This is a genomic window from Edaphobacter bradus (assembly GCF_025685645.1).
GTDB classification, from domain to species: domain Bacteria; phylum Acidobacteriota; class Terriglobia; order Terriglobales; family Acidobacteriaceae; genus Edaphobacter; species Edaphobacter bradus.
Genome location: NZ_JAGSYF010000007.1, coordinates 36,892 through 58,922, shown reverse-complemented (window position 1 = coordinate 58,922; position 22,031 = coordinate 36,892). Strand labels below are relative to the sequence as shown.

The following is a 22,031-nucleotide window of genomic DNA, read 5'->3' as shown; positions in this document are numbered from 1 at the left end:
CAGATGTTTTCGTAGGCATCACCGCACCTTGGCCAACGTTGTTTTCAGTACGTTGTGCTTGTTTCCAATTCATCGAAATTGAGCGCGCTCGCATTGGCGTCCAACCACTTCCTCAGAGCGTCGCCTTCAATCGTGCCTTGGGACGTCAACTCGCGAGCGAGAGATTCGATCAACGGTTGATCCATCCGCAGAAGCCGCGAGGCCAACTTGTACCCGGCATGCGCAAAGGGATTGGTGTCTGCCACTGCTTTGGCGACGCCCCAATCGACCGCAGTCTGCCGCACGTCAAGCGCACTCGACATGTCGGATATAACCTCTTTGCGCAAATCATCCGAAATCGGGTCACTGATAGCCTGGTCCACGATCGATCCGACGTAGACGAAGGCGAAGGCTCTGCCTAGCAGTTTCGCGTCATTCTGGAACGAGTCTCGCTGGCTCTTCCAGTCGCATACGATACCGCTGGGGCGCTCGCTACTACTAGTAACCGAAAGCAGCGTGACCGGAAGGCCTGCACGATATGCCATTACGGCTCGTGCGGCGAGATGTTTTGCGCTTTGTTGTTGTGACGCTACATTTTCTGGCATTGAATCACCTCCATGCATTTCTCTTTGACGATCACTTCTGTTTCTAGACCTGGTGCGATTTGACACTCAGCTCCATGAGCCAAGGCTGTGACCAAGGGCGGCGTTGCACTTATGATCGCTAGTTGAGCTAGATTCACAGCACGTTTCTTTCCTGTTCGGACATCGAGTTCACTTTGTGTTGGCAAATAACTTTTGGAGCTCGCCATGCGCCATTGAGTCTTTCGCAAAGAGCTCCGAATCTCCAGTAGCGAGAAACGCCTCCGTAAGTTTTACGATTCTATGCCAAGCGATCTGCGATATGCCCGAGCCCGCGCTGAGGCGTCGGACTCCAAGCTTGGCGAGATCAGCCGCCTTGGGAAGACCAGGCCACGCGAGAAGGTTTACGGGAAGCTTTGTTCCGACGGTGATCTGGGCGATCTGCGTCAATTCGGTCAACGCCGGGACAAAGAGACCATCAGCTCCCGCGTCGCTATAGAGGACCGCTCGCGCAAGAGTCTCTTCGGCCTTGTTTTCGTCAGGGACCAAATTTTGGAGATAGACGTCGGTTCGTGCGTTGACAAAGACATCTACCTTCATCGCTGATGCGGCTCGCTTGATCGCTTCGATCTTTTTCGCCAACAGGCTTGGCGCGCCTGTGCCGTCCTCGATGTTGATGCCTGCGATGCCAGCATCCAGGACGCGTTTGAGATTTTCGCTAACGAGTTCGGGATCGTCTGAGTAGCCTGCTTCCATATCGATGGACACCGGCACCTTTACAGCCTTGACCAAATCGCTTGCCAGTTGGGCCTGTCGCTCGAGCGGCAACTTGTTGCCATCGGGATAGCCCAAGGACCAGGCCACACCCGCGCTTGTCGTTGCGACGGCCTTCGCTCCGAGTAACTCAGCAAGCCTGGCTCCTCCAACATCCCAGACATTCGGAAGGAGCAAAGGTTGATCCGCTTTTGAATGAAGTGCCCTAAATGCTTGAGTCTTAGGCATGGGTATATTCGCCCTTTCAGGTTGATCGGGAAGAGCTCTTCGACTGCTGACCAAGGTGCCCGCTGGTGTGGTCTTCGAAATCTCGAACGTAGCCTTCTTGAAATCTTCGGGTTCCGAGCTTTCGTCTCGGGATTGTCGGCAACGAATTGAGGGTTCAGGGCAGTCATGCGATAGCTGGTGTGTCGTGATCCCTCACGGCACTTCCAACCTATCGAAGGGATTCACCCGAAAGTCCGGTTTGTGTGTCACGGCGTCCATCGTATTGTTCGATTTATGCCAACGCGATACACCGTCAATGTTGTCAGCCTAGTGCCTGACTTTTTCTTTAGGTCTTCTCTTCACAACCTGATGTGTTCTATAGAAAGAGGGCACCGGCGGGGCCTGGAGGTTTGTTGCGCAACCAGAAATTATCCATGTTGAACCGATCTCAACTTATCTGGAGCGATGGAAGGCTCCAACCTCGGGAAGCTGCGCGGTCGTCGATTCGAAGCTAATCGATCCTGAGGCGGATCAGTGAGGACCGAAGAAGACTTTAGGACGCAACACACGGACTCCAGGTCCCTCGTGGGTTTCTAGGCTACATATGGCGAGCTCTTAGCGCCATACATTGACCTCACAGGAGATTTCCGAGCCATGGCACGAATCGAACTTCCCACGCGAGAGCAGGCTCCCGCCGAAACCCACGAAATTCTCGACGCAATGCAACAGCGTTTGGGATTCCTTCCAAATGGACTTCGGTTGCTCTCCTTGAGCCCGAGTGCCTTGCAGGCTTTCGTTGGTCTCCAGACCGCGATGTCGCATGCACTCGACTCGAAGACGCAAGAAGCGGTCGCGCTGGCTGTTTCGAGGGCCAACGGTTGCAATTACTGCGTTGCCACCCACTGCTTCATCACTCGTGCCAATTCTCAAACAGCGCCCGACGAGATCACACTCAATCTCGAAGGAAAGTCCAGTGATCCGAAGAGAGCGGCTGCTGCTGCATTCGCAAAACGAATCATCGACACACATGGAAAGGTGAGCGATGCTGATCTCGCGGCGGTCCGGGCAGCCGGGTATTCCGATGGGCAGATCGTCGAACTCACAGCATTGGCGGCCCGGTACACCCTGACCAACTTTTTGAACAATATGGCTGACGTCGAGATCGACATTCCCGACGTATCTGGCATGTGACAGCCCGGAACACACGCGAAAGCGCGAAGGCCCTAAAGTTGAACTTCAGGGCCTTTGCTTTTGGGGCTCTGACTAGAGAATCTTCTTCAACCAGCCGATCTGATACCCCACGCCAACCGCCAACCGTTCCCGCGATCTCCACTGGGCACGCGATTGATCAACTCGAATTCGGCGTTCTTCCCCCATGCGATCGAGGACTTTGCGATGGACATCTGGGGCGACATTGAAGGGGTTGCCTTCGTTGACAACGTAAAGTGCCGGCACGGTGATCTTGTAGACATGATCTTGGGGTTCAGTGGATGCAATATTCAAAACGGCTTGCAACGTGACTTTTGTATCGAGTTCTCCGCAAGATGATCGGGAATGAGCTACTCGTCTGCTTCCGCTTTCGACGTCGTAGCAAGACACTGGCTGGACGGCCGTTTCAAGAAGGCATCGGTTTTCGCCTGGATGCGATACTCAGTCGGATCGCATTCGAAGGACTTTCGGAATGCCTTGATAAAGCTGCTCCTACTGTCATAGCCGGCAGAACGAGCGATCTGATCGACCGACATCTGGCTGGAGGCCAACTGTTTGCCGGCCTGTCTCATACGCAGATGACGGAGGATGGTCATCGGAGACTCGCCTACAATCTCCGCAAAACGGGCCATAAAGCTGGAGCGACTCAGACATGCCGTGTCCGCAAGCGAAACAACTGTATGATTCGACCCGGGATGCGCAGCCATCTCTGCAAATGCTCTACATATCTGCGGATCACTAAGCATTGCAAATCGTTCAACCCAAAGATTCACGGAGGTCAGGGATCGGCGAAGGATATTGATAATGACCTGCTTGAGCACGGCGGCACTCATCGCGGCGGAACCTACTTCCTCTTTGATCAACTCTGAGATAGCGAGTTTGAGAGTTCCATCAAGCCGGTCGGTTTCGTCGAATTGCTCCACAATAGGCTCGCTCAGAGAAGAAAACACATCGGTTGATGATCCGTAGAACGCATTAAAGAATCCGCAGATCAGAACTACTTCAGGCTCGCTATCCCCAGCGACAAAACGGCGAATTGGGCCGGACGATTCCGTGCTGAACCGGTTTGGATCGGGAGGCAGCATCGACTTTCCGGGGAAGGCCGATGTCTCGATTCGGAACGGCATATTCGCGGGAAGAATGATGAGCGTATGGGGCTTGAGTTCAATCGGCGGAAATCCAGGGACGAACATTTTGCCGAAGCCTTTGAGGTTGTAATGCAGTCCGGTGACGGTAGCCGCACCCATTTCTAGTCGGCTGCCGCGGCTTACAAGGCACTCCGATAGTGCTACTACGTTGACCTCCAACGTGCTCATGAGACTGTTGAGGTCAGTTTGGGATATGCGGACTATAGGTTCAATCTTCAATTCAACGCTCTCGATCTTGGATGGGTCGTACAACATGCACAGCGATTGCGCAATCAGTCGCTCCGGACTGGGCCAGCGAGGGCGGCCGCATACCAGCGCCTCCAACCCTCTAGATCGAAGACAAGAGGAGGTTACGGGTTGGACGAAAAGGTCCGTTCTTTTCGGCAGACACACCCAAGGTCGCCTTCGTCAAAGGTCTAACTTTCGATTCCGGGTCCTTCCATTGCATATCCAATGGAGAGGACCCGAAATCAAAAGAGATCTCTTGGCAACGCCCTTTCAATACTTATTTCTTGTTTATTGTTCGGCCGAGAAACTCACGCATCAACGATCCAATCCGATCCACTTCTTCTTCCAACGCGAAGTGGCCCGTGTCAAGAAGATGGAGCTCTGCGTTGGGAAGCTCTCGTTTATATAGCTCAGCGCCCTCGACCGTAAAGATTCCATCGTTTTTGCCCCAAGTGATCAGCGTGGGGGGCTGTTGTTTACGGAAATACTCCTGCCAAACGGCATAGGCATCCAGATTCCTTTTTGCGTTGAAGAGGAGTGAAAGTTGAATATCCTTGTTTCCCGGTCGGTCCTGATAAGCCTGGTCGATCACCCAATTGTCAGGGCTGATCTTCGACGGATCGCTGACACCATGCAGATAATGCCATTTGGTTCCTTCAATCGTCAGAAGCCAGTCGAGTAGAACTTGAGTGTTCTTTTCGGTCCGATCTTCCCAATAGTCAGATAATCCCGTTTTTAAGAACTCCTTATTTATGGCTTCAACATGGGCGTCCGCGTTTTGGATGATCATAGCGGTCACGCGTTCGGGATGCATGACAGCTAAATGGAAGCCAACCGATGCACCTATGTCCGAGAGGTATAGCGCATATGAAGAAAGATTCAGCTTTTCGGTGAACTTTTCGGTCACAGTCGCGAACCGCTCGAAGGAATAGTCGAAATCTTTGACCGACGGTGCTGAGCTTTCGCCATATCCAGGGAAGTCTGGGGCAATGACATGATATTTATCCGCAAGCATGGGAATCAGATTGCGGAACATATGAGAAGACGACGGAAAGCCGTGCAAGAGCAAAACGGTGGGAGCATCCCGGGGACCGGCTTCGCGATAGAAGATTTCCAGCCCCTCCACGTTAAGCGTGCGATAGAAAACGGTCGGCCTGATTGTGTTCGACATCCAAACTCTCCTTCGGCGCGTGAATCGCACCTTCAAGAGAATAAGCCGCGATAACACGCGACTCCCTACAGAAATGTTTAGGTCTCGACCTATACAAAGCTTAAGCAACCCGCCTTCAGTCGTCCGTTCCAATCAAGAGCGCCGGAGACGAGCTTTCGCTGAAGAACTCACTCGATGTTCGCCTTAAGTAGTGGGTAATACTGGACCCAGACCATATCCGTTTTGGAAACAAACGCAATATGACAAGAGGCGCATTCTTTGCTCGAACGCTCTTTGGCCACAGGTTCGTACGGTGGGGCATGATGACCGAATGTGAAGAACCCCCAGTCGTTTGTATTGCCAAAGCGTTTAGCGTCTTTCACCATCACATCAAGACCGCTTAGCGAACTCTGGAAATAACCTCGCCCTGATGCCGAGTCCAAGGATCCGTCCGCGTGGCCGCCGGTTTGCACCAGTGATAGCTCCTTCACCATTACGGTTCCGTCGGGGAATTTACCGTTCTTCTGGTAATACTGAAAGTTCTCCTTTTGGACGTAGACACTGTGGAACTCGGGGAACTGTGCCTTGCCGTCATTGAGGCCATTGGGCGTGATTGGCCCTCCTATAAAGACCCAGGACCGATAGCCGGTCGGCAGAACTAAATCCCCATCTTTCGTAAATGCCGCCCCACCCTTTTTGTCTGGCTGTGGATCCGCGGCAATGGTCGTGATCAATAGTGCTGCGATTGCTAACTTCGCCATAGCAGTCATGACTTATCCACCCTTTATCCTTGCCTTCGCAGAATTGAGGTCTTCCCGTCCGATCGACCCACGGGCGTTCCGCACACTGCAGTGTTTCACTTCACTTTGTCGCGAAGTATTGGGTAAAACTGGACCCAGGTCATGTCGGTCTTGGCGACATTAGCAATGTGGCACCATGCACACTCAGAGACTGAAGATTCTGCTGCCGTCTCCGCATAAGGCATGGGATGATGTCCGAATGTGAAAAATCCCCAGTTGTTAGTTTTGGCAAAGCGCTTGCTGTCCTTTACAGTTGCGTCGATACCATTGAGTTCGCCGTTGAAGAAGCCTCTTCCGGAGGGCTCAGTTCGCGAACCGTCAGGGAAGGTCGGATTGAGTACGCGTGTCAGTTCTTTCACAAATACCGTGCCTTCGGGAAATGTGCCTGTCTTCATATAAGCATCAAGATTCTTTGCCTCAACGTATACATGATGGAATTCCGGAAAATTGGCCGCTCCGCCATTAAGCGCATTCGGCGTCAGGGGAGCACCAACGAAGACCCATTTGCGAAATCCGACGGGCAGTTTGAGCTTGCCGTCGGAAGTAAACTCCGCGCTTGATTGTTGTGGCGCTTGGTGAGCAAATACCTTTCCACGAACAAAGGCGGTATATCCGGCGATCAAAACACTCACAGCGAGTACGATCAGGTATTTCTTCATTGCCGTTTTCCTTTCGGTTTACGCTCAACATCATGCGGAGCGAGAAGCCCTGTTACTTTGCGCCTAGAACTGGATATCCTTGGACGTAGATCCAGTCCGTGCCTTTAGCGGGGATGTGGCAACCTAAGCAGTCCTTCTTGAAGTCGGTGGCCACTTGCTTGTCTGGCGCATCAGATTTATAAAGAGCCCAGCCCCAACCATTGCCCCAAAGAGGGTTACCGGGGAAGTGCCCTTTTTCGTCCTTCACCATGACGAACCACACTTTTGTTCCCGAAGCCCAATTCGCATCTCCGGTTGTCATCTGGGCATGTTCAGTTCCGAAGACCTCCTTCACCAAAACTGTGCCGTCAGCGAACTTGCCGTTCTTGCGATAGTATTCAGCTGCGCCAGGCGAAGAGTACGTGATGTGCATCTGATTTCCTTTTGGATCGAGGACCGTGTAAGTTCCAAGGGTCGGATACCTGTCTCGGAAGTCCTTGGGCTTGCCGATATTGCCAGCCTTATCGACAAGATCAAATCCGTTGAACGTACTTTTGCTCTGCGGTTCCGTTTGTAAATGGGCGGTGGTCAGTGCGACAAACATCAGAGAGACCATCGCCAAGCGAAAGTCCATCATGGTGTTCCTCCTTTTAGACCTTGCAAAACGTCGTTGCTACAATCTCGTCGTGGAGTTTTGGTGACTTCCTCCGAGTACGCACGATACACGGCGGAATCCGATGAGAGATGGGGATTAAAGTGCAGCAAGTATAGGGGAGAATTCACGAACTAAGTAAAAGAGATGGTCGAGGGACACGACAGCTCATCCCCGTGAATCCCGACGCATGAACCTGAACAACGACATCGCCGTAGTTCTCGCCCGAACCCTGCGGCTCGGGCCGCTCCACCAAGCTTCATCCTGGCCGTTCCCGCGGCCTGATCCGTCGCCACGATCGCGTCGGGCCACGTTTTACATATTTGGGGCATAAGATAAAAAGAACGCGATGGAGTTGTCTGTGCGGTAACGCACAGAATGATCACTTTTTCTAGGGGGGTCTGAATTTTAAACTCCACAATGAAGGGAATTCCGGGGCCAATTAGCAGATCAACATGTCCCCGGGTAGACACCGCCCTGAATTTCGGCTGCTTTAGCGCAGGGATTCGAGCCAGCCGAGAAAGGCAGCCATAGATAGAGGCGAACAGTAGACATGTTGTGTGTCTTACATATCACCGATAAGCAGTGGCCGCCGGAGCGCAACACAAGAATAGGATTGGCGGACACCTGGCGTTTCCTGAATGAGGGTGCTGCCCACTGAAGCTCGGCTGGGCCCACTGAAGCGCGGTGCTTAAGCATCGTCGATGCTCAAGCACCATTCGCGAAGCTATGGAAAGTATACGGCGTGGGCGTTGGGCAATCCCCGAGTCCTCACGGACGAACGCGGATGATCGTCTTCCCCTTGCGTCGCTCGGTCCGATTGAAGGCGGCGACGGCGTCGTCGAGGGTCGAGACGTTGCCGATGTTCGTCCGCAGCCGTCCGTCGCGCACCCGCCGGACGATCTCACTCAGTTGGGCGCGATCGGACACGACAACAAAGTCGACCGCCAGGCCGTCGGCGGGCCGCGCCTCGGTCGGGCCGGTGATGGTCACCAGCGTTCCCCCGGCGCGAATCACGCCCGCAGACCGCTTCGCGATGTCGCCGCCGATGACATCGAACACCAGATCGACTTCGCCGACGTCTTCCAGGGCGTCGTTGTCGAGGTCGACGAACTCCTGCGCGCCGAAGTCGAGAGCCGTCTGACGGCCGGCCGCGCGGCCGGTGGCGATGACGTGCGCGCCGAACTCACGTGCGAGCTGCGTCGCCATCGAACCGACTATGCCGGCCGCACCGTGCACGAGGACGCTCTGCCCCGCCTGAAGGCGGCCGTGCTCGAATAGCCCCTGCCACGCGGTCAGGCCCGGCATCACGAGGGCCGCGCCCGCCGTGAAGTCAACGTCGCCCGGCAGCGGCGCAAGGTTGCGTGCCTCGACGGCCACATACTCCGCCAGCGTGCCGTCGCGATACCAGTCCGTGAGGCCGAACACCCGCTGTCCAATCGACAGCCCCGTCGTGCCATAGCCGAGAGCGGTGACCACTCCGGCCAGCTCGTGTCCGGGGATTGAAGGCGTCCGGTCACGGCCGAGGCGATCGGTCCAGGTCGAGGGCCACGACAGCTCATCCCCGGTGAATCCCGACGCATGAATCTGAACAACGACGTCGTTTATCGCTGCCTGCGGCTCGGGCCGCTCCACCAGCTTCACCCCGGCCGTTCCCGCAGCCTGATCAGTCACCACGATCGCCTTCATCGGTCACCTCCCTGTGTCGAGTTCTTGCCTGCAAGGTAGCCGCTCCATCCTTTGTTGCCGTGCCATGTTAGTTTCATAGGAATTGTCTCCTCGGTAATTTGTCTCTTTACTGGAAATGTAAGCTATCTTCCTAACTGTTTACCTGCACTTTTCATCAGTTAGGATTCCGCGCCTTCTCTTTAGAATCAAAGCCGCAGCCATTCTTCCAGACTCGGAAGATTTCTAGCACATCGAGAGATCACACCGAATAGAAGCAAGTTCGAAGAACAGCTGTGATCGAGGATATTGGCCGTACGCTCATCAGGATACGACCTCGATACAAACCCCCTTGGCTTCGGAGAGAGGTAGCTAATCTGGCGTGTTGGTTCCGTAGGGTAGATGCTCCCTGCTGCGCTGATCAGATGCAATACGGCGAAGCCCAGCGAATCGGAGAGAAAATACTCGACATGCTTCGATCTGCCACTCAGATCACTCCGAATGACGAGGCCGTCTTTTAGTCTTCTTCAATACGTCGATATCCGCCGCGGTGCCTTCAAGTCCGTCTCCGACCTCCAAAACGCCATCACCCGTTACATCAAAGAGCATAACAATGACCCCAAACCCTTTGTCTGGACCAAGTCAGCTTCCGAAAGCCGCTCCATCGCTGCCAAACCATCCTCCGTATAAAAAGGGGTGTCCTCATGAGGACACCCCTTTTTACGCCAAGGTTTATCGACCGACCAGTCTTTGCAGCGCTTCTGGATATCGCTCCCCCTGGACCTCAATGCCGGAAAAAGCGCTCTCGATCTCCTTGAGATTCTCTGCAGAGAGTTCCACATCCGTCGCTCCGAGGTTCTCTTCCAGACGATGAAGCTTGGTCGTGCCTGGGATCGGCACAATCCACGGCTTCTGCGCGAGCAACCATGCCAGGGCAATCTGTGCCCGCGTCGCTTTCTTCGACTCCGCGATCTTGCCTAGAGTGTCAACCACCTGCTTGTTCGCCTTGCGCGCTTCGGCATTGAAACGTGGAACGCTGTTCCGAATGTCGTTGCCTGGGAAAGTTGTGCTCTCATTAATCGCGCCGGTAAGGAAACCTTTGCCCAGTGGGCTGAACGGAACAAAGCCAATCCCAAGTTCCTCCAGCGTTGGCAGAATTTCCTTCTCCGGTTCTCGCCACCACAGGGAATACTCGCTCTGGAGTGCGGCGACGGGTTGAACTGCATGGGCACGGCGGCTCGTCTTCGCACCCGCCTCGGACATACCAAAGTGCTTGACCTTGCCTTTCCGGATAAGTTCCTTTACCGCGCCGGCAACGTCTTCGATTGGAACTTCCAGGTCAACGCGATGCTGATAGAAGAGATCCAGAGCATCGACTTTCAAACGCTTGAGCGATGCCTCGGCCACCTCCTTGATGTGCTCGGGGCGGCTGTCGAGGGCATTCCACTTGCCGCCGTCGGCTGGATTGGCCTTGAAGCCAAACTTGGTCGCGATCACAACCTGACCACGAAACGGTGCTAGAGCTTCGCCGACCAGTTCTTCATTCACCAGAGGACCATAGACCTCGGCCGTATCGAAAAAGGTGACACCACCCTCTACCGCAGCGCGAATTACCTTGATAGCTTCTTCTTTCTCCGTCGCTGGACCAAGGCCGAAGCTCAACCCCATGCAGCCAAAGCCCAACGTTGATACCTCAAGTCCGGTCTTTCCTAATATGCGTTTTTGCATTGTTGTCCTTTCCGAAATCGTGCCGACTGTCCGTGCTCGGCTGCCAGCACCGTCTATACCGATCGAACCCACGTTGGAAGACGCTTCCGTCGCCACGCGATGGAGCCGCCGTGACTGAACTTATGCCTAGGCTCGAATCGTTTATGAGACTAGACCATTGGTATCGGATGCAGTTATGAGTGAAATTCATGAATCATGAAGAATGGTCTTGGCGAACTTGCCGCATTCGCGGTTGTTGCTGAAGAACGAAGCTTTACCCGCGCCGCCGCCCGGCTTGGTATCTCTCAATCCGCACTCAGCCATTCCATGCGAGGCTTGGAAAAGAGGTTAGGTCTCCAGCTCCTCGCCCGAACGACGCGAAGCGTATCACCCACAGCCGCCGGTACCGCACTCCTTCAAGATCTCACCCCCGCTCTGGAACGTATCGAGCGATCGTTGGCCGAAGCACGAAAACGAAGAAAGAGTCCGACAGGCCGGATTCGTCTGATCATTCCGCGAACAGCCACGTATATGGTGCTTCTACCGAAATTGGCCCGGCTTGCACGCACCTACCCTGAAATCGTCTTGGAGGTCACGTCCTCGAATGACCCGGTCGATCTCGTAGCCGGAGAGTACGATGCTGGCGTGCAGATCGGTGAGTTCATCCAACGTGACATGATCGCAGTCCGTGTCAGCAAGGACCTGCGCCTCGCAGTTGTCGGCTCGCCGGAATATTTCAAGACCCGCAAGATTCCCCGAACGCCTCGAGATCTGAAAGATCATGCCTGCATAGGCTTTCGCTTTAGCAGTGGCATCTACCGATGGGAGTTTGAGAAAGGCCGTAAGGCACTAACCGTCAATCCGCAGGGTCCAGTGACGTTCGACGATCCAGACTTGGTTGTCCAAGCAGTGTTGAACGGTGTAGGTATCGCAACGACAGTGGAACAACCTCTATCGGAGATGATCGCAAAAGGGCGCTTGGTCCAGGTCCTGAGGGACTGGTGTCCAACCTTCCCCGGCTATTTTCTTTACTATCCAAGCCGTCGGAATCAGCCTGCTGCTCTTGCCGCCCTGATCAACACGCTTCGACTTTCGGATTGAACCTCGCTCGTTCTCCTTCTGCTAGATCGATTAGTACCGAAAACGCGCATCACGCTAGCGAATTAGACACATTTGAGTCGGAATCGAATCGCGCATTAAAATCCTGCTTGCTCATAGCTCTTCGACAGGCTCCTCATCAAATAGAGGCGAAGCTCGCTCCTCGGCGGCTTGAAAGTTGCTGAGGCCGACCCCCACCAAACGGAACAACTGTTTCGGCCCCATCTCAACCCGTTCGCGTAGAGCGAGTGCGATACCTGTAAGCTCGTCGCACGATGTGGGCGGAGCCGGAAGCGTGAGACTTCGTGTGAGACTACTAAACTCTTTCGTCTTGAGCTTCAGAACCACCGTCTTCGCAGCCCGCGCATTGCCATGCGAGGATTTCCAAACTTTCTCAGCTAGGTGACGAATCTGTAACTCAGTCTCCGCTAGCGGAACGTCTTCGCGAAAGGTATCTTCGGCTGAGATGGACTTGCTGACTCGGTTCGGCACGACGGGATTGTGGTCGATACCGCGGGCGAGTTGATAGAGGCGCAGGCCATAGCTTCCGAAGTGACTTTCAAGGGTGGACAACTCCAGCGTATAGAGATCGCCGACCGTTGCAATTCCGACTGCCTTCATGCGGCTCTCCGTGACTTGTCCCACTCCGGGAATGCGACCCACCGGCAGCGGGAGAAGAAAGCTCTGTACTTCGTGCGGCTGAATGACAAACAGGCCGTTCGGCTTCTTCCAATCGGAAGCGATCTTCGCCAGGAATTTGTTCGGCGCTACGCCGGCGGAGGCCGTGAGGTTCAACTCCTCGCGTATCTGCTCACGGATCATCTTCGCGACGCGCGTCGCTGTCGGGAGTTGCATCTTGTTCTGGGTCACGTCCAGATAGGCTTCGTCGAGAGACAGCGGTTCAATCAAATCGGTATGACGCTGGAAGATCTCACGCACAGCGAGAGAGACCGCCTTGTAGCGAACGAAGTCCGGTTTGACGAAGGTTGCCTCCGGGCACAGACGTTCTGCAGTCAAAGCCGGAAGCGCCGAACGCACTCCAAAACGTCGGGCTTCGTAGGATGCGGCACAGACGACGGAACGTTTGCCTGGCCAAGCTACAACAACCGGTTTACCGCGAAGCGTCGGATCGTCTCTCTGTTCGACGGAGGCATAGAACGCGTCCATATCAACGTGAACAATCTTGCGAAGCTGGGCAGAACTCGCGACAGGGTTCGCCGAGGTTGAGATCGGCACGCTCATGACACTTCATTACGCTCATTGCAGTCTGGACAGATGGAGAAATGATCCGCGAATGCGTCCCACTCGGGAATGCCGATGAATGCGCAGTTTCGGAGATCGACCTTGTCTTGGGGTTTCAGGAACCCAAAGTCCGTAAATCGAGCCTCGGCGAATGCGTGGAGGAGCCGTGTGCCTTCTGAACAGGGAGGGTCGTCTTCGGCTGTCCATAACGAGTCGAGAATCTCTTCAAAGGCTGCCTCTGAAAAACGAACCACCGCGGGACTCCCTCAAAACAGTGTCTCCGCCATTGTGGCACATTCGCTTTGTATTCGCCTAGAGGATGATTCGGTACGAACCCGCTTCAAGCAGTGAACGGATTGAAAGCTCTGCGAGGATTTCTTGAACGGGCAAAACGTCTTGATTTCTTCGCTTGGCGCGACCGGGCGCCTGCACCAACCATATCGCATCCTTATCTCGAAAGGTGCGAACGTCATCCGTGTCATTGAGCCGGCAAAGTCAAAGCTGGTCCAGGCACGCCTCATGTACTTGGATCAGCTAACCGGCTAGGAATGCTGGGCCTGCCTCTCAGCAACCCACGGCGCATAGTGCTTCTCGGGCACCCGCAGCGACTTGTGACCTAGCATCCGAGACAGGTCCTGCGTTGAAGTTGTCAGTTGAACCATAGTCTGACCAAATGAAGCATAGAATGGTCGCGGTAACAGCTTTGCTTTCAGTCTGCATGTGAAGACATTGGCTAGACTCCTGAAGCATAATGTGGCCAAAACTACGAAAATGAAGCACAACTTGGCCAAAACTACATTCAACGAACCCGCGGGAAAACATCTGTCCGGAATGCCGACTATACAGACATGTGGCTCGCGTTCCATTGTCGGTGAGCGCATTGGCGATGATGCGCTCGTTGACGATCCGCGGAAAATACAATGGACGGAAGCGCGTCCTGTTACCTATCTCAGCGTCATAAGTAATTGCGCATTGGAGGAAAGGTGTTCTCCCTGGAATCATGAGACTCATTCCGGTGTCAGGAACTGTGGGTTGACGCATAAGCCGAAATTTCTTCTACGGCTACGCGTTCATCTGGCGCCAGTAATTGATTTCAATACCGCTTATGATTCACCATCGCTCCGCCCTCACGACGTCCGTGAGCGGTAGATGCACCTTTGTTGCGGGCTGGTTCCCTCTTTTTCCTAGTCTCTGTGGCGACTCAAGAAAAGCACGCAACGGCCTGTAGCGTTGTAAAGCAAACCCGTCGCCTTCATACCGGCTCATCGACAATTTCCTCTCGCTGCGGATCCCAGTAGACGCGCTTGCCGCTCCAGTAGGAGCGCGAGGCCATCATGCACGCGACAGAATGGGAGAACCCGTGGTCTACATTGGCATTTGTCTCGCCGCGAGAACGCATTGCCTGCAGCCAGTTTTCCACGTGATACGAATCGTCGTCGTCCGGTCCAATTGAATCGGCTTGAGGCGCTCCGGTTACCCGCACAATCTCGGCACCATCGCTTGCCGGTCCCATACCTGGAGGGGTTGTATACCGCGGCTGCGCCACATCGCCCGCGGGGTCGGGTTCGTGAGGCCCGCCTTCGCGGGTCACCATGAAAAGGGATGCACCTTCTCCACCGAAATTATCGATGGTGCCTTTGGTCCCTTGAATACGCGTGAAACTGCGATAGCTGTTCCCGAACGTAGTGGCAAAAGTGTGTAGAAATCCTTGCGGATAGTTAAATGCTACCGTGCAGGTGTCCGGATTCTCGCGGCCATCATTCCAGACATAGATACCGCCATTCGACGCTGCGCTGGTTGGGTGCGTTTCGTCCGTCCAAAGATGCACAAGGTCGCTGGCGTGGCTCATCCACTGATCGAAGATGCCTGAAGAAAACTTGCGATACAAGCGAAACTCCAGATACACGCGCGGATCGAAAGGCTGATACGGTTTTCCGAGCAGCCAGCGTTGCCAGTCGGTATCCTCTTGGCGCAGTTCATTTACCTCCGGGCGTTTCCCCCATCGCTGCATGTTGACATTCCATTCTTGGGCAATCTTGACGACTTTTCCGATGCGACCGGAGCGAATGATGTCGCGAACTTCACGTTGATAGGGTTGGCTGCGATGCTGTGTCCCCATCTGCACAACCTGCTTCGAGGCCTTAACCGCGGCCCGGGCTTCCTTGGCGTCTTCAAGCGTATTTGCGAATGGCTTTTCGACATAACAATCCTTACCCGCACGGACCACCTCGGCACAAAGCTTCGCATGCTGGAAATCGCCGGTCGCGATCATCACGCCGTCGATATCTTTTCGCATCAACATTTCTTCGGAGTATTTGTAAGTAAGTGGCTGACCACCGAACACGTTGCGAACCTGTTCGGCACGACGCTCACGCGCATGGCTCCATAAATCGCAAACCGCGACTGTTTCTACTTGCGTACGCGCCGAAGCAAGTTGCACCATATGGACATGGCCGTGACTACGGGCTCCGCAACCGAGCTGACCTATACGTATACGGTCATTGGCGCCGAGAATTTTAGCGTAGGCGCGGGCGTTCATCGCGAGCGCGGAGGTCCCCGCCATTGCTTTCACAAAGCTGCGTCGATCCATCATTGTCACTGTCCTTTAGTGGTGTTCATACTGCGCATCGAAGAGTTGAATTGCGGATTCTTCGACAATGAAACAAGATTTGCCAAAATGCGAAAAGCTCCGGGCACGCCTTCCGGTAACTGCCGGTAAAACGCATACGCGTTATAGACATATGCGCCCTTGCCATAACGCGCATAGAGCAGACCTCCTTTTTGCGGATCCTGTTCCGGGTCGTGGGTTTCGAGGAGTGGCTGATAGCGCGGATCCCATTTACTCATAAATTTCGATCCGCGCTCTGCTACCCAACCTTCGAAGTCTTTTGCTCCGATCTTATTGGGCCATTGAAAAACTGGATTATCCGGATCCAGAATCTCTACTTTCGAGGCCTCATCAGTCACCTCTTCGGGGTCATTCGTCATAGTGTACGGATACGGCCCGTAGTTCTTGTCGAACTCTGGAGTGTTGTATTGGACGACTACAACGCCGCCATCTTTCACGTAATCCAGCAGCCGGCTGTTATTGGCTCTCAGATCATCTCGCACCGCATAGGTACGAACGCCCAAGAGAATCACGTCGTATTTACTAAGGTTGCCGCTTGCCAGATCGGGCGCAGCAAGGAACGTAAGGTTGACCCCGAGGCTTTCGAGAGCCTGCGGCACTTTATCTCCGCTGCCCATAACGTAACCAACATTCAACTTGGGAGCGATCTTTACATCGACGCCGGTAACGCGGTACGTCGAAGGCCGGTACAAGTTGTAGGGGCGTAGCCCGCGATACCCTGCAGTCTGATAGCCCTCTCGATACTGATGACCATTGTATTCAGCCACGACAGTCACGTCGTACGGCTCCTCGCGAACATGCGAGGGGGTGACGCTGAACAGCACCAATCGATCATCTCCATCTTTGTCAGTGGAGAACTCGGTCGATGCGGGCGAACTCGTCCATCCTGGTGGTAATTCCAACCGCACAGTTCCTTTCGCCGGACCCTTCACATTGCTGTGTATGTTGGCCTCAATAGGAAAGGATTGCGCCGTAAGCGGCAGAATGCCTCTGGATGAACTTACTGAAACCGAGAGCGCCGGACCGGTAACGAGCGGCTCCATCACAGTTCCGAGCCCCGTGATGCGGTGGACGGATTGCACTACACGGCCCAGGTTAAAGACCACATTTTGATAGCGGAACGTGGCCCAGGCGGTTAGTGGATAGGGGGCCAGGGGTCGGTTCAGAAATTGCTGATCATCAATGTCATAGTAGGGCTGTTCCACATTCGTGCGGCTGAAATAAGGGCGTGTAAAGGATGCATCCTGAGGCACCGTTACCTGAAAACGGTGATTCTCCGGCTTGTTGTTGACCAGGATAGATGAGGCGATCTCTGTCGGTGTTACGTTCCAGCGCTCATCCTCGCGCGTCAACAACTCAACCTTTTCCAATTCGACAGGTGTAGAGTTCGGATTATCGATATGAACATTAACGGCAAACTGCTGGCCTGGGATAGCCATCAGGAATGATTCTGGAGTTTCACCGAATCCGGCTATGGGTGGGTCAGATTCGTGATTCGACGCGACTGTGGGCATAATGGATAGCTCAAACGATTCCCCCAGCGCTTTCTCGAACTGCGCTTCTTTGACACGCAGTTCATGGTTTACATCGTATTTCTCGTCATCGGAGAGATTGCTCGCGCTGACCTCTGCGATGAGCGCCGTTGTAGCCTTCAACCCGGAAGCCAGTAGCGGCGCCGTCTTCTCCGGATGACGAGAGTCAAACTCTTTCATAGCTTGTTCGACAAATTCGTTAATCTCCAGCAGATGCTGGCGCAGGAAAGTAGGATCACCCTTCTTCACCAGGCTAGCAATTCCCATGAGGGATATATCGATGCCATCGAAGAAAGAACCTTCTTTGTCTCCAGCAGGAGACAAAGAAGCGAAACGATGGTACTTGCTAAACATTTCGCCAGAGGCTGGAATGCTCGACCCACCATTCTGTGATCTTTGGAAGCCAAGACCCTCGCGAGATAACTGCGCGTATGAAACACCGAGTATAGGATCCTGCCGACCTGTAGGAACGATGACATTCGCGTCCAGTGGCCAGGGCTGCCATTGCTCATGGATGTAGTCGAACGCTCGTGCGGGCGCCCAATGGTGTGTAGCGTAATCATAGACACCTTGTTCGGTGACACGAGCTCGCGGTACCTCTGCGTATTCTTTTAGAGGCGACCATGGGCGCAAACCGGCTCGAATCTGTTCCGGAAACATCTTTGGATCTCCGGCATAACGGAACACCTCCTGCGCCATCTCTCCGGCCACCTGGTGATTGCCATGTCCATCGCTTGGCCCACCGATGAAGACGGAGGAGATCACAAGCGGGCGGGTCAAACGTACGACTCGTACGGCATCGGCAAGCACGCGGTCGCGTGTCCAATGGCTCATCGACTCCTCTTTGGTCTTGGAGAATCCGTCGTTGATGACACGCGTCCAATATTGATCGACACCGTAGTAACGATCGGCCGCCAACAATTCCTCTGTTCGTACCAGGCCGAGCGCGTCGAAGAGATCCGGCGACATCACGTTGGCGCCGCTCTCGCCACGATTCAGCGTGAGCAGCGCTACGCGTGCGCCTTCGCCACGTGATTCGTACGTGAGCGTCGCCCCGTCCTCATCGTCCGGATGTGCGGTAACCATCAGCATGCTCGCGCGCGTGTGCAGCTTGCGAAGAGATTGCCACAAAGCCGCAGCTCCGCGATCGACAGGAAGCGGGTTCGCGTCGGCTGGAGCTTCCTCTCTAAGCTCCCACGACTCCAGACGCCCATCTGCTATTGGCTTCGTAGTTGCAGCAACCTGGCCAAAACACGAGACACTAAGAACCGTAAGTGCTATTTCGACCTTCAGTAAGGTACTTAAACGAAAGAACATTGTTCGTCCTCTCCTGCGGGCCCTCCCGCTTCTACACGATCAGGGTATTTCGTTGGGTTTGTTAGAAGTAAAACTTGCCCGCAAGCTGAATCTGACGCGGATCGTTGATCGTCGAGGTCACCTTCCCGAAAGTCGCTGTGTTGCTCATGTTCGTCGCGGGATTGGCAAAGTTGGCATGGTTGAATGCGTTGAAGAACTCAAAACGCAACTCGAACTTCCGCTCGTCTCCCAGCGGAAACTGCTTGAACAAGCTGAGATCGACGTTCCTAGCCCCTGGTCCATGGAAAAGCCGAGGGCGGCATGTTCCAAACGTCCCCGCAGTCGGGATAGAAAAACCGCTGGGACTGATGAATACACCCGGAGCGGGCGACGGCGTCGAGATCGCTGCGCGATTCGTCGTCGTCCCGGCAAAAGGATTCGCAACACAATTGGCATAGGCAGCATGATTGCCTCCGGTTTGGCTGCTATCGGGAGCTGTAATGTTCATCGGAAGTCCGGTCTGGAGTGTCAGAATCCCATTCAACTGCCAGTTCCCCAGCAAGCGCGCAGCTTTCGAGTCATTCGCCATAATCAGCCCATCCTTGCCGAACGGCAGTTTCCACAGCCCGCTCGCAACAAAGCGGTGCTTCTGGTCAAAGGGCGAATTGCTCTTCTCATGCGCATAGTCATAAGCATTCTGCGGAGTCGAATTTCCCGTCAGGTTGTCGACAAAGTCAGACATATTGTGGGCCCACGTGTAACTGATCTGATAGCCCAACCCCCTCATATACTGGCGCCTCAGGCTCGCCTCCAGCGCGTGATAGCTCGTATTGCCATCGTTGGTGGCGTACTCCAGGAACGAATGCTGCCCGGCCCCGGCGATCACAGTCGTCGCCGTGTTGAGATTCGCATATGGAAACTGAACGATCGCCTGCTTCGGGGAGTTATATCCGATCACCTGGCCCTGATTGGCGTTACGCAGGCGATTCATCTTCCTGCCCCAGTTTCCGACCCAAGTCAGTTCCATCACCGTATTCGAGGACACCTGCACTTGTGGTCCGAAGCTAGCCTGCTGCACGTAGCTGGTCCGCTGGTTCGGATCCTGCCAGTTGTTCTTCTGCAGATACAGAGGAACCACCGAGCCTGCATATGTCGCTCCCGGAAAACCGTTCTTCAACTGAAAGACCGGCGTCACACTGCCACTGCTCTGCGTTACTTGTACCGCCTTCAGGAACGGTTGATTTAGCGACAGCTGAGCTTCAGAGCCGATACGGTTGATGAACTGATAGAACACACCGTATCCGCCACGGAAAACAATATTCCCGGCCGGCTGGTAGCTAAATCCAAACCGTGGGGCAAAACTATTTTTGTCAGGCTTGATAAGCGAGCGGTCCTGCCAACTCTGAGCTCCGGCTGCCGCGGTAACGAGAGACCCTCCGTTCGCCGGAGAAAAATTGGCAACCGCATTTGTCCGATTCAACATTGGTGCATAGAGTTCATATCGCAGGCCGTAGTTTACGGTCAGGTTTTTTGCAACACGCCATGTGTCTTCCGCGAAAAAAGAATGACCGGGCAAAAACTGATGCACATCAAGCGGCGTGTTGTAGATGGTTGAGGCGATATCACCCAGCAGAAAGTCGGCAAATCCGAACCCTTGCTTATTGGCATAGATTCCAGTGGACTGCATAAAGCCCTGTGGTGCCTGCAGATCCAGGAAGTTGTCCGAATTGCGGTGATATTGATAGCCGAACATTAGGCTATGTTGGCCAATCAGCTTGGTAAAGTTGTCGATGAATTGAAAGACCTGCGACACCTGGAACTGAGGCCGGTAACGGGATACACCAAGGTTGACGAAGTCAGAGATCCAGATTGGCGGGACCCCGGCTGTATAGGGCGATGCGGGGATTCCAGTCAACCCATAGTCGGGCGCGTTGGAGGCTCCTAAGGTGAGCCCTATGGGATTGCTATGGGCATTGTCGCGAAGAAAGCCGAAACGAGCCTGGTTGACCGCGGTCGCGGAAAGGACATGGGTCCATCCTAGCGCAAGCCCCTGGTTTCGGATGGCATAGTCTGCTCCGGAATTTCCGTTACCGGCAATTGGATTTGAAGTCCACAATGGATTCTGTCGATGTTGCTGCAGAAAGCTGTAGCGACCGAAAATCATATCGTTCTCGCGGAGTTTGTGATCGATACGAAGATCGGCGGAGTTGTTTTGAGCCGGTGAGCGAAATACGTAGTTGTAATTCGGGGCCCCTGTCCACACTGGAACATTCGGATCGTTTGGATCAGGATAGAGAGAGGCGAGTTTCACTCCTACCGGATCAAGGCACGATGGTGAGATCACCATGCTGACGTGATAGTCAATGCAACCTGTTTGGCCAGTTGCGAGACTCTGAAGTTTGTAGGCGTATTTGTTGGGGTCATTCGTTGGCTTGCCATTGCTGTCCACCGCAAGCTCCGTGAAATCGCCCGTCTTCATCTTCGCCGAAGGCACCACGGAAAACGCTGTTACATCAGTGGAACTTCGAAGCCCCTGGTAGTCGCCGAAGAAGAAGGTATGGTCACGGAAGATGGGCCCACCGATCGTGCCGCCAAACTGATTCTGGCTGAACGTTCCCTTACGAATTCCCTTTTGACGATTGAAATATGTGTTCGAATCCAACACGCTGTTTCGCGCAAACTCAAACACATCCCCATGGAACTGGTTTGTGCCGCTCTTCACCGAAGCGTTCACTACTGCACCGGCCGACGTTCCAAACTCCGTGGAATACGTCCTCGTCTGCAGCCGGAACTCCTGAATCGCATCCGGCGGAGGCTGCACGTTCTGCACTGATCCCTCCTGCAGATTTGTCGACCCAGAGTTGTTGTCCACACCATCCAGTGCAAAATAGTTCTGCGTCTCTGAATTACCATTCGAGCTGAAGCGGTCCGGGGCTGAATTCGCCACCGACGGATTCTTGAAGATGCCCGGCGACAACAGCGCAAGATCCGCATAGCGCCGACTGTTCAGAGGGAGGTCGTTTATTTGTTGCGCTCCAACGACAAGACCTGCCTCAGCCGACTGCGTCTGCAATTCGACCCCACTGGCATTTACCTCAATCTGCTCTTGCACAGCGACAACGCCCAGCGTGAAATCGACCTGGGCGCGGCTCTGAACATGGATCTCGACCGACGGATTTCTCGCCGGAGTGAACCCTTGCGCCGTTGCTACGACAGAGTAGGTACCCGGGATAAGCGATAGTACTTGATACGTTCCGTCGTTGTTCGTCCTCGTTGTGGCGGCCACGCCTGTGGCAACATTGCGGATAGTGACAGAGGCTCCGACAACTGCGGCACCTTGTCCATCGTGCACGGCACCTATAATTGTCCCCGTGTCAAGCTGCGACCATCCTCTTGCCAGGCCGAATGCGAAAAAGAACAGGAGAAATATGCTACTGACCGCATAGCGCTTCAGCCGCGCAGTGAGATTGGTTCGGGCTATAACCAAATGCATGCA

At 54.4% G+C, this 22,031-nt stretch carries 16 protein-coding genes and 1 pseudogene; 3 read left to right on the top strand and 14 right to left on the bottom strand.

What is annotated here, in order from left to right:
* Window positions 1-44 precede the first annotated feature (44 nt).
* Both OHL16_RS19345 and OHL16_RS19340 read right to left on the bottom strand, forming a co-directional pair.
* On the bottom strand, window positions 45-524 hold the full coding sequence (locus tag OHL16_RS19345) for a hypothetical protein (RefSeq protein WP_263368850.1): 480 nt from the start codon (window positions 522-524) through the stop codon (window positions 45-47).
* A 228-nt stretch (window positions 525-752) separates the two neighbouring features.
* A complete protein-coding gene (locus tag OHL16_RS19340) occupies window positions 753-1,562 on the bottom strand; it encodes an isocitrate lyase/PEP mutase family protein (RefSeq protein ID WP_263368849.1) in 810 nt (269 codons plus the stop codon).
* A gap of 633 nt (window positions 1,563-2,195) precedes the next feature.
* Here OHL16_RS19340 and OHL16_RS19335 point away from each other — a divergent pair.
* Window positions 2,196-2,732, top strand: a complete 537-nt coding sequence (locus OHL16_RS19335) for a carboxymuconolactone decarboxylase family protein (protein WP_263368848.1) — start codon at window positions 2,196-2,198, stop codon at window positions 2,730-2,732.
* A gap of 72 nt (window positions 2,733-2,804) precedes the next feature.
* Here OHL16_RS19335 and OHL16_RS19330 read toward each other — a convergent pair whose 3' ends face one another.
* The 7 genes from OHL16_RS19330 to OHL16_RS19300 all read right to left on the bottom strand — a co-directional run bounded on the left by OHL16_RS19330 (window position 2,805) and on the right by OHL16_RS19300 (window position 9,055).
* Window positions 2,805-3,044 (bottom strand): hypothetical protein, encoded by a 240-nt coding sequence (locus tag OHL16_RS19330; RefSeq protein WP_263368847.1) that lies wholly within the window; start codon window positions 3,042-3,044, stop codon window positions 2,805-2,807.
* Between the two features lie 56 nt (window positions 3,045-3,100).
* Window positions 3,101-3,997 (bottom strand): AraC family transcriptional regulator, encoded by an 897-nt coding sequence (locus tag OHL16_RS19325; RefSeq protein ID WP_396127231.1) that lies wholly within the window; start codon window positions 3,995-3,997, stop codon window positions 3,101-3,103.
* A 406-nt stretch (window positions 3,998-4,403) separates the two neighbouring features.
* A complete protein-coding gene (locus OHL16_RS19320; RefSeq protein WP_263368845.1) occupies window positions 4,404-5,297 on the bottom strand; it encodes an alpha/beta fold hydrolase in 894 nt (297 codons plus the stop codon).
* Between the two features lie 167 nt (window positions 5,298-5,464).
* A complete protein-coding gene (locus tag OHL16_RS19315; RefSeq protein ID WP_263368844.1) occupies window positions 5,465-6,037 on the bottom strand; it encodes a cytochrome P460 family protein in 573 nt (190 codons plus the stop codon).
* Window positions 6,038-6,132: 95 nt separating this feature from the next.
* Window positions 6,133-6,735, bottom strand: a complete 603-nt coding sequence (locus tag OHL16_RS19310; protein ID WP_263368843.1) for a cytochrome P460 family protein — start codon at window positions 6,733-6,735, stop codon at window positions 6,133-6,135.
* A 52-nt stretch (window positions 6,736-6,787) separates the two neighbouring features.
* Window positions 6,788-7,351 (bottom strand): cytochrome P460 family protein, encoded by a 564-nt coding sequence (locus tag OHL16_RS19305; protein WP_263368842.1) that lies wholly within the window; start codon window positions 7,349-7,351, stop codon window positions 6,788-6,790.
* A 786-nt stretch (window positions 7,352-8,137) separates the two neighbouring features.
* Entirely contained in the window at window positions 8,138-9,055 is a 918-nt protein-coding gene (locus OHL16_RS19300) for an NADP-dependent oxidoreductase (protein WP_263368841.1), read from the bottom strand.
* 513 nt (window positions 9,056-9,568) lie between these two features.
* Here OHL16_RS19300 and OHL16_RS19295 point away from each other — a divergent pair.
* A pseudogene (locus OHL16_RS19295) lies at window positions 9,569-9,721 on the top strand (IS630 family transposase); the annotation flags it as partial.
* A gap of 42 nt (window positions 9,722-9,763) precedes the next feature.
* On the opposite strand, the gene OHL16_RS19290 reads toward OHL16_RS19295, so the two are convergent.
* Complete coding sequence (locus OHL16_RS19290; protein WP_317891102.1) at window positions 9,764-10,855, bottom strand: aldo/keto reductase; 1,092 nt, start codon at window positions 10,853-10,855, stop codon at window positions 9,764-9,766.
* Between the two features lie 99 nt (window positions 10,856-10,954).
* Between OHL16_RS19290 and OHL16_RS19285 the strand changes: the two genes are divergently transcribed.
* Window positions 10,955-11,839, top strand: a complete 885-nt coding sequence (locus tag OHL16_RS19285; RefSeq protein WP_263368840.1) for a LysR family transcriptional regulator — start codon at window positions 10,955-10,957, stop codon at window positions 11,837-11,839.
* Window positions 11,840-11,950: 111 nt separating this feature from the next.
* Here the strand turns inward: OHL16_RS19285 and dinB are convergent, their stop codons facing one another.
* From dinB to OHL16_RS19265, 4 genes are all read right to left on the bottom strand, one after another.
* Complete coding sequence (dinB, locus tag OHL16_RS19280) at window positions 11,951-13,078, bottom strand: DNA polymerase IV (RefSeq protein ID WP_263368839.1); 1,128 nt, start codon at window positions 13,076-13,078, stop codon at window positions 11,951-11,953.
* 1,252 nt (window positions 13,079-14,330) lie between these two features.
* Entirely contained in the window at window positions 14,331-15,671 is a 1,341-nt protein-coding gene (locus OHL16_RS19275) for a Gfo/Idh/MocA family protein (RefSeq protein ID WP_263368838.1), read from the bottom strand.
* Window positions 15,672-15,673: 2 nt separating this feature from the next.
* Complete coding sequence (locus OHL16_RS19270) at window positions 15,674-18,556, bottom strand: PIG-L family deacetylase (protein WP_263368837.1); 2,883 nt, start codon at window positions 18,554-18,556, stop codon at window positions 15,674-15,676.
* A gap of 61 nt (window positions 18,557-18,617) precedes the next feature.
* Window positions 18,618-22,028, bottom strand: coding sequence for a TonB-dependent receptor (locus tag OHL16_RS19265; RefSeq protein WP_263368836.1), 3,411 nt, complete (start codon window positions 22,026-22,028; stop codon window positions 18,618-18,620).
* Between the last annotated feature and the right edge of the window lie 3 nt (window positions 22,029-22,031).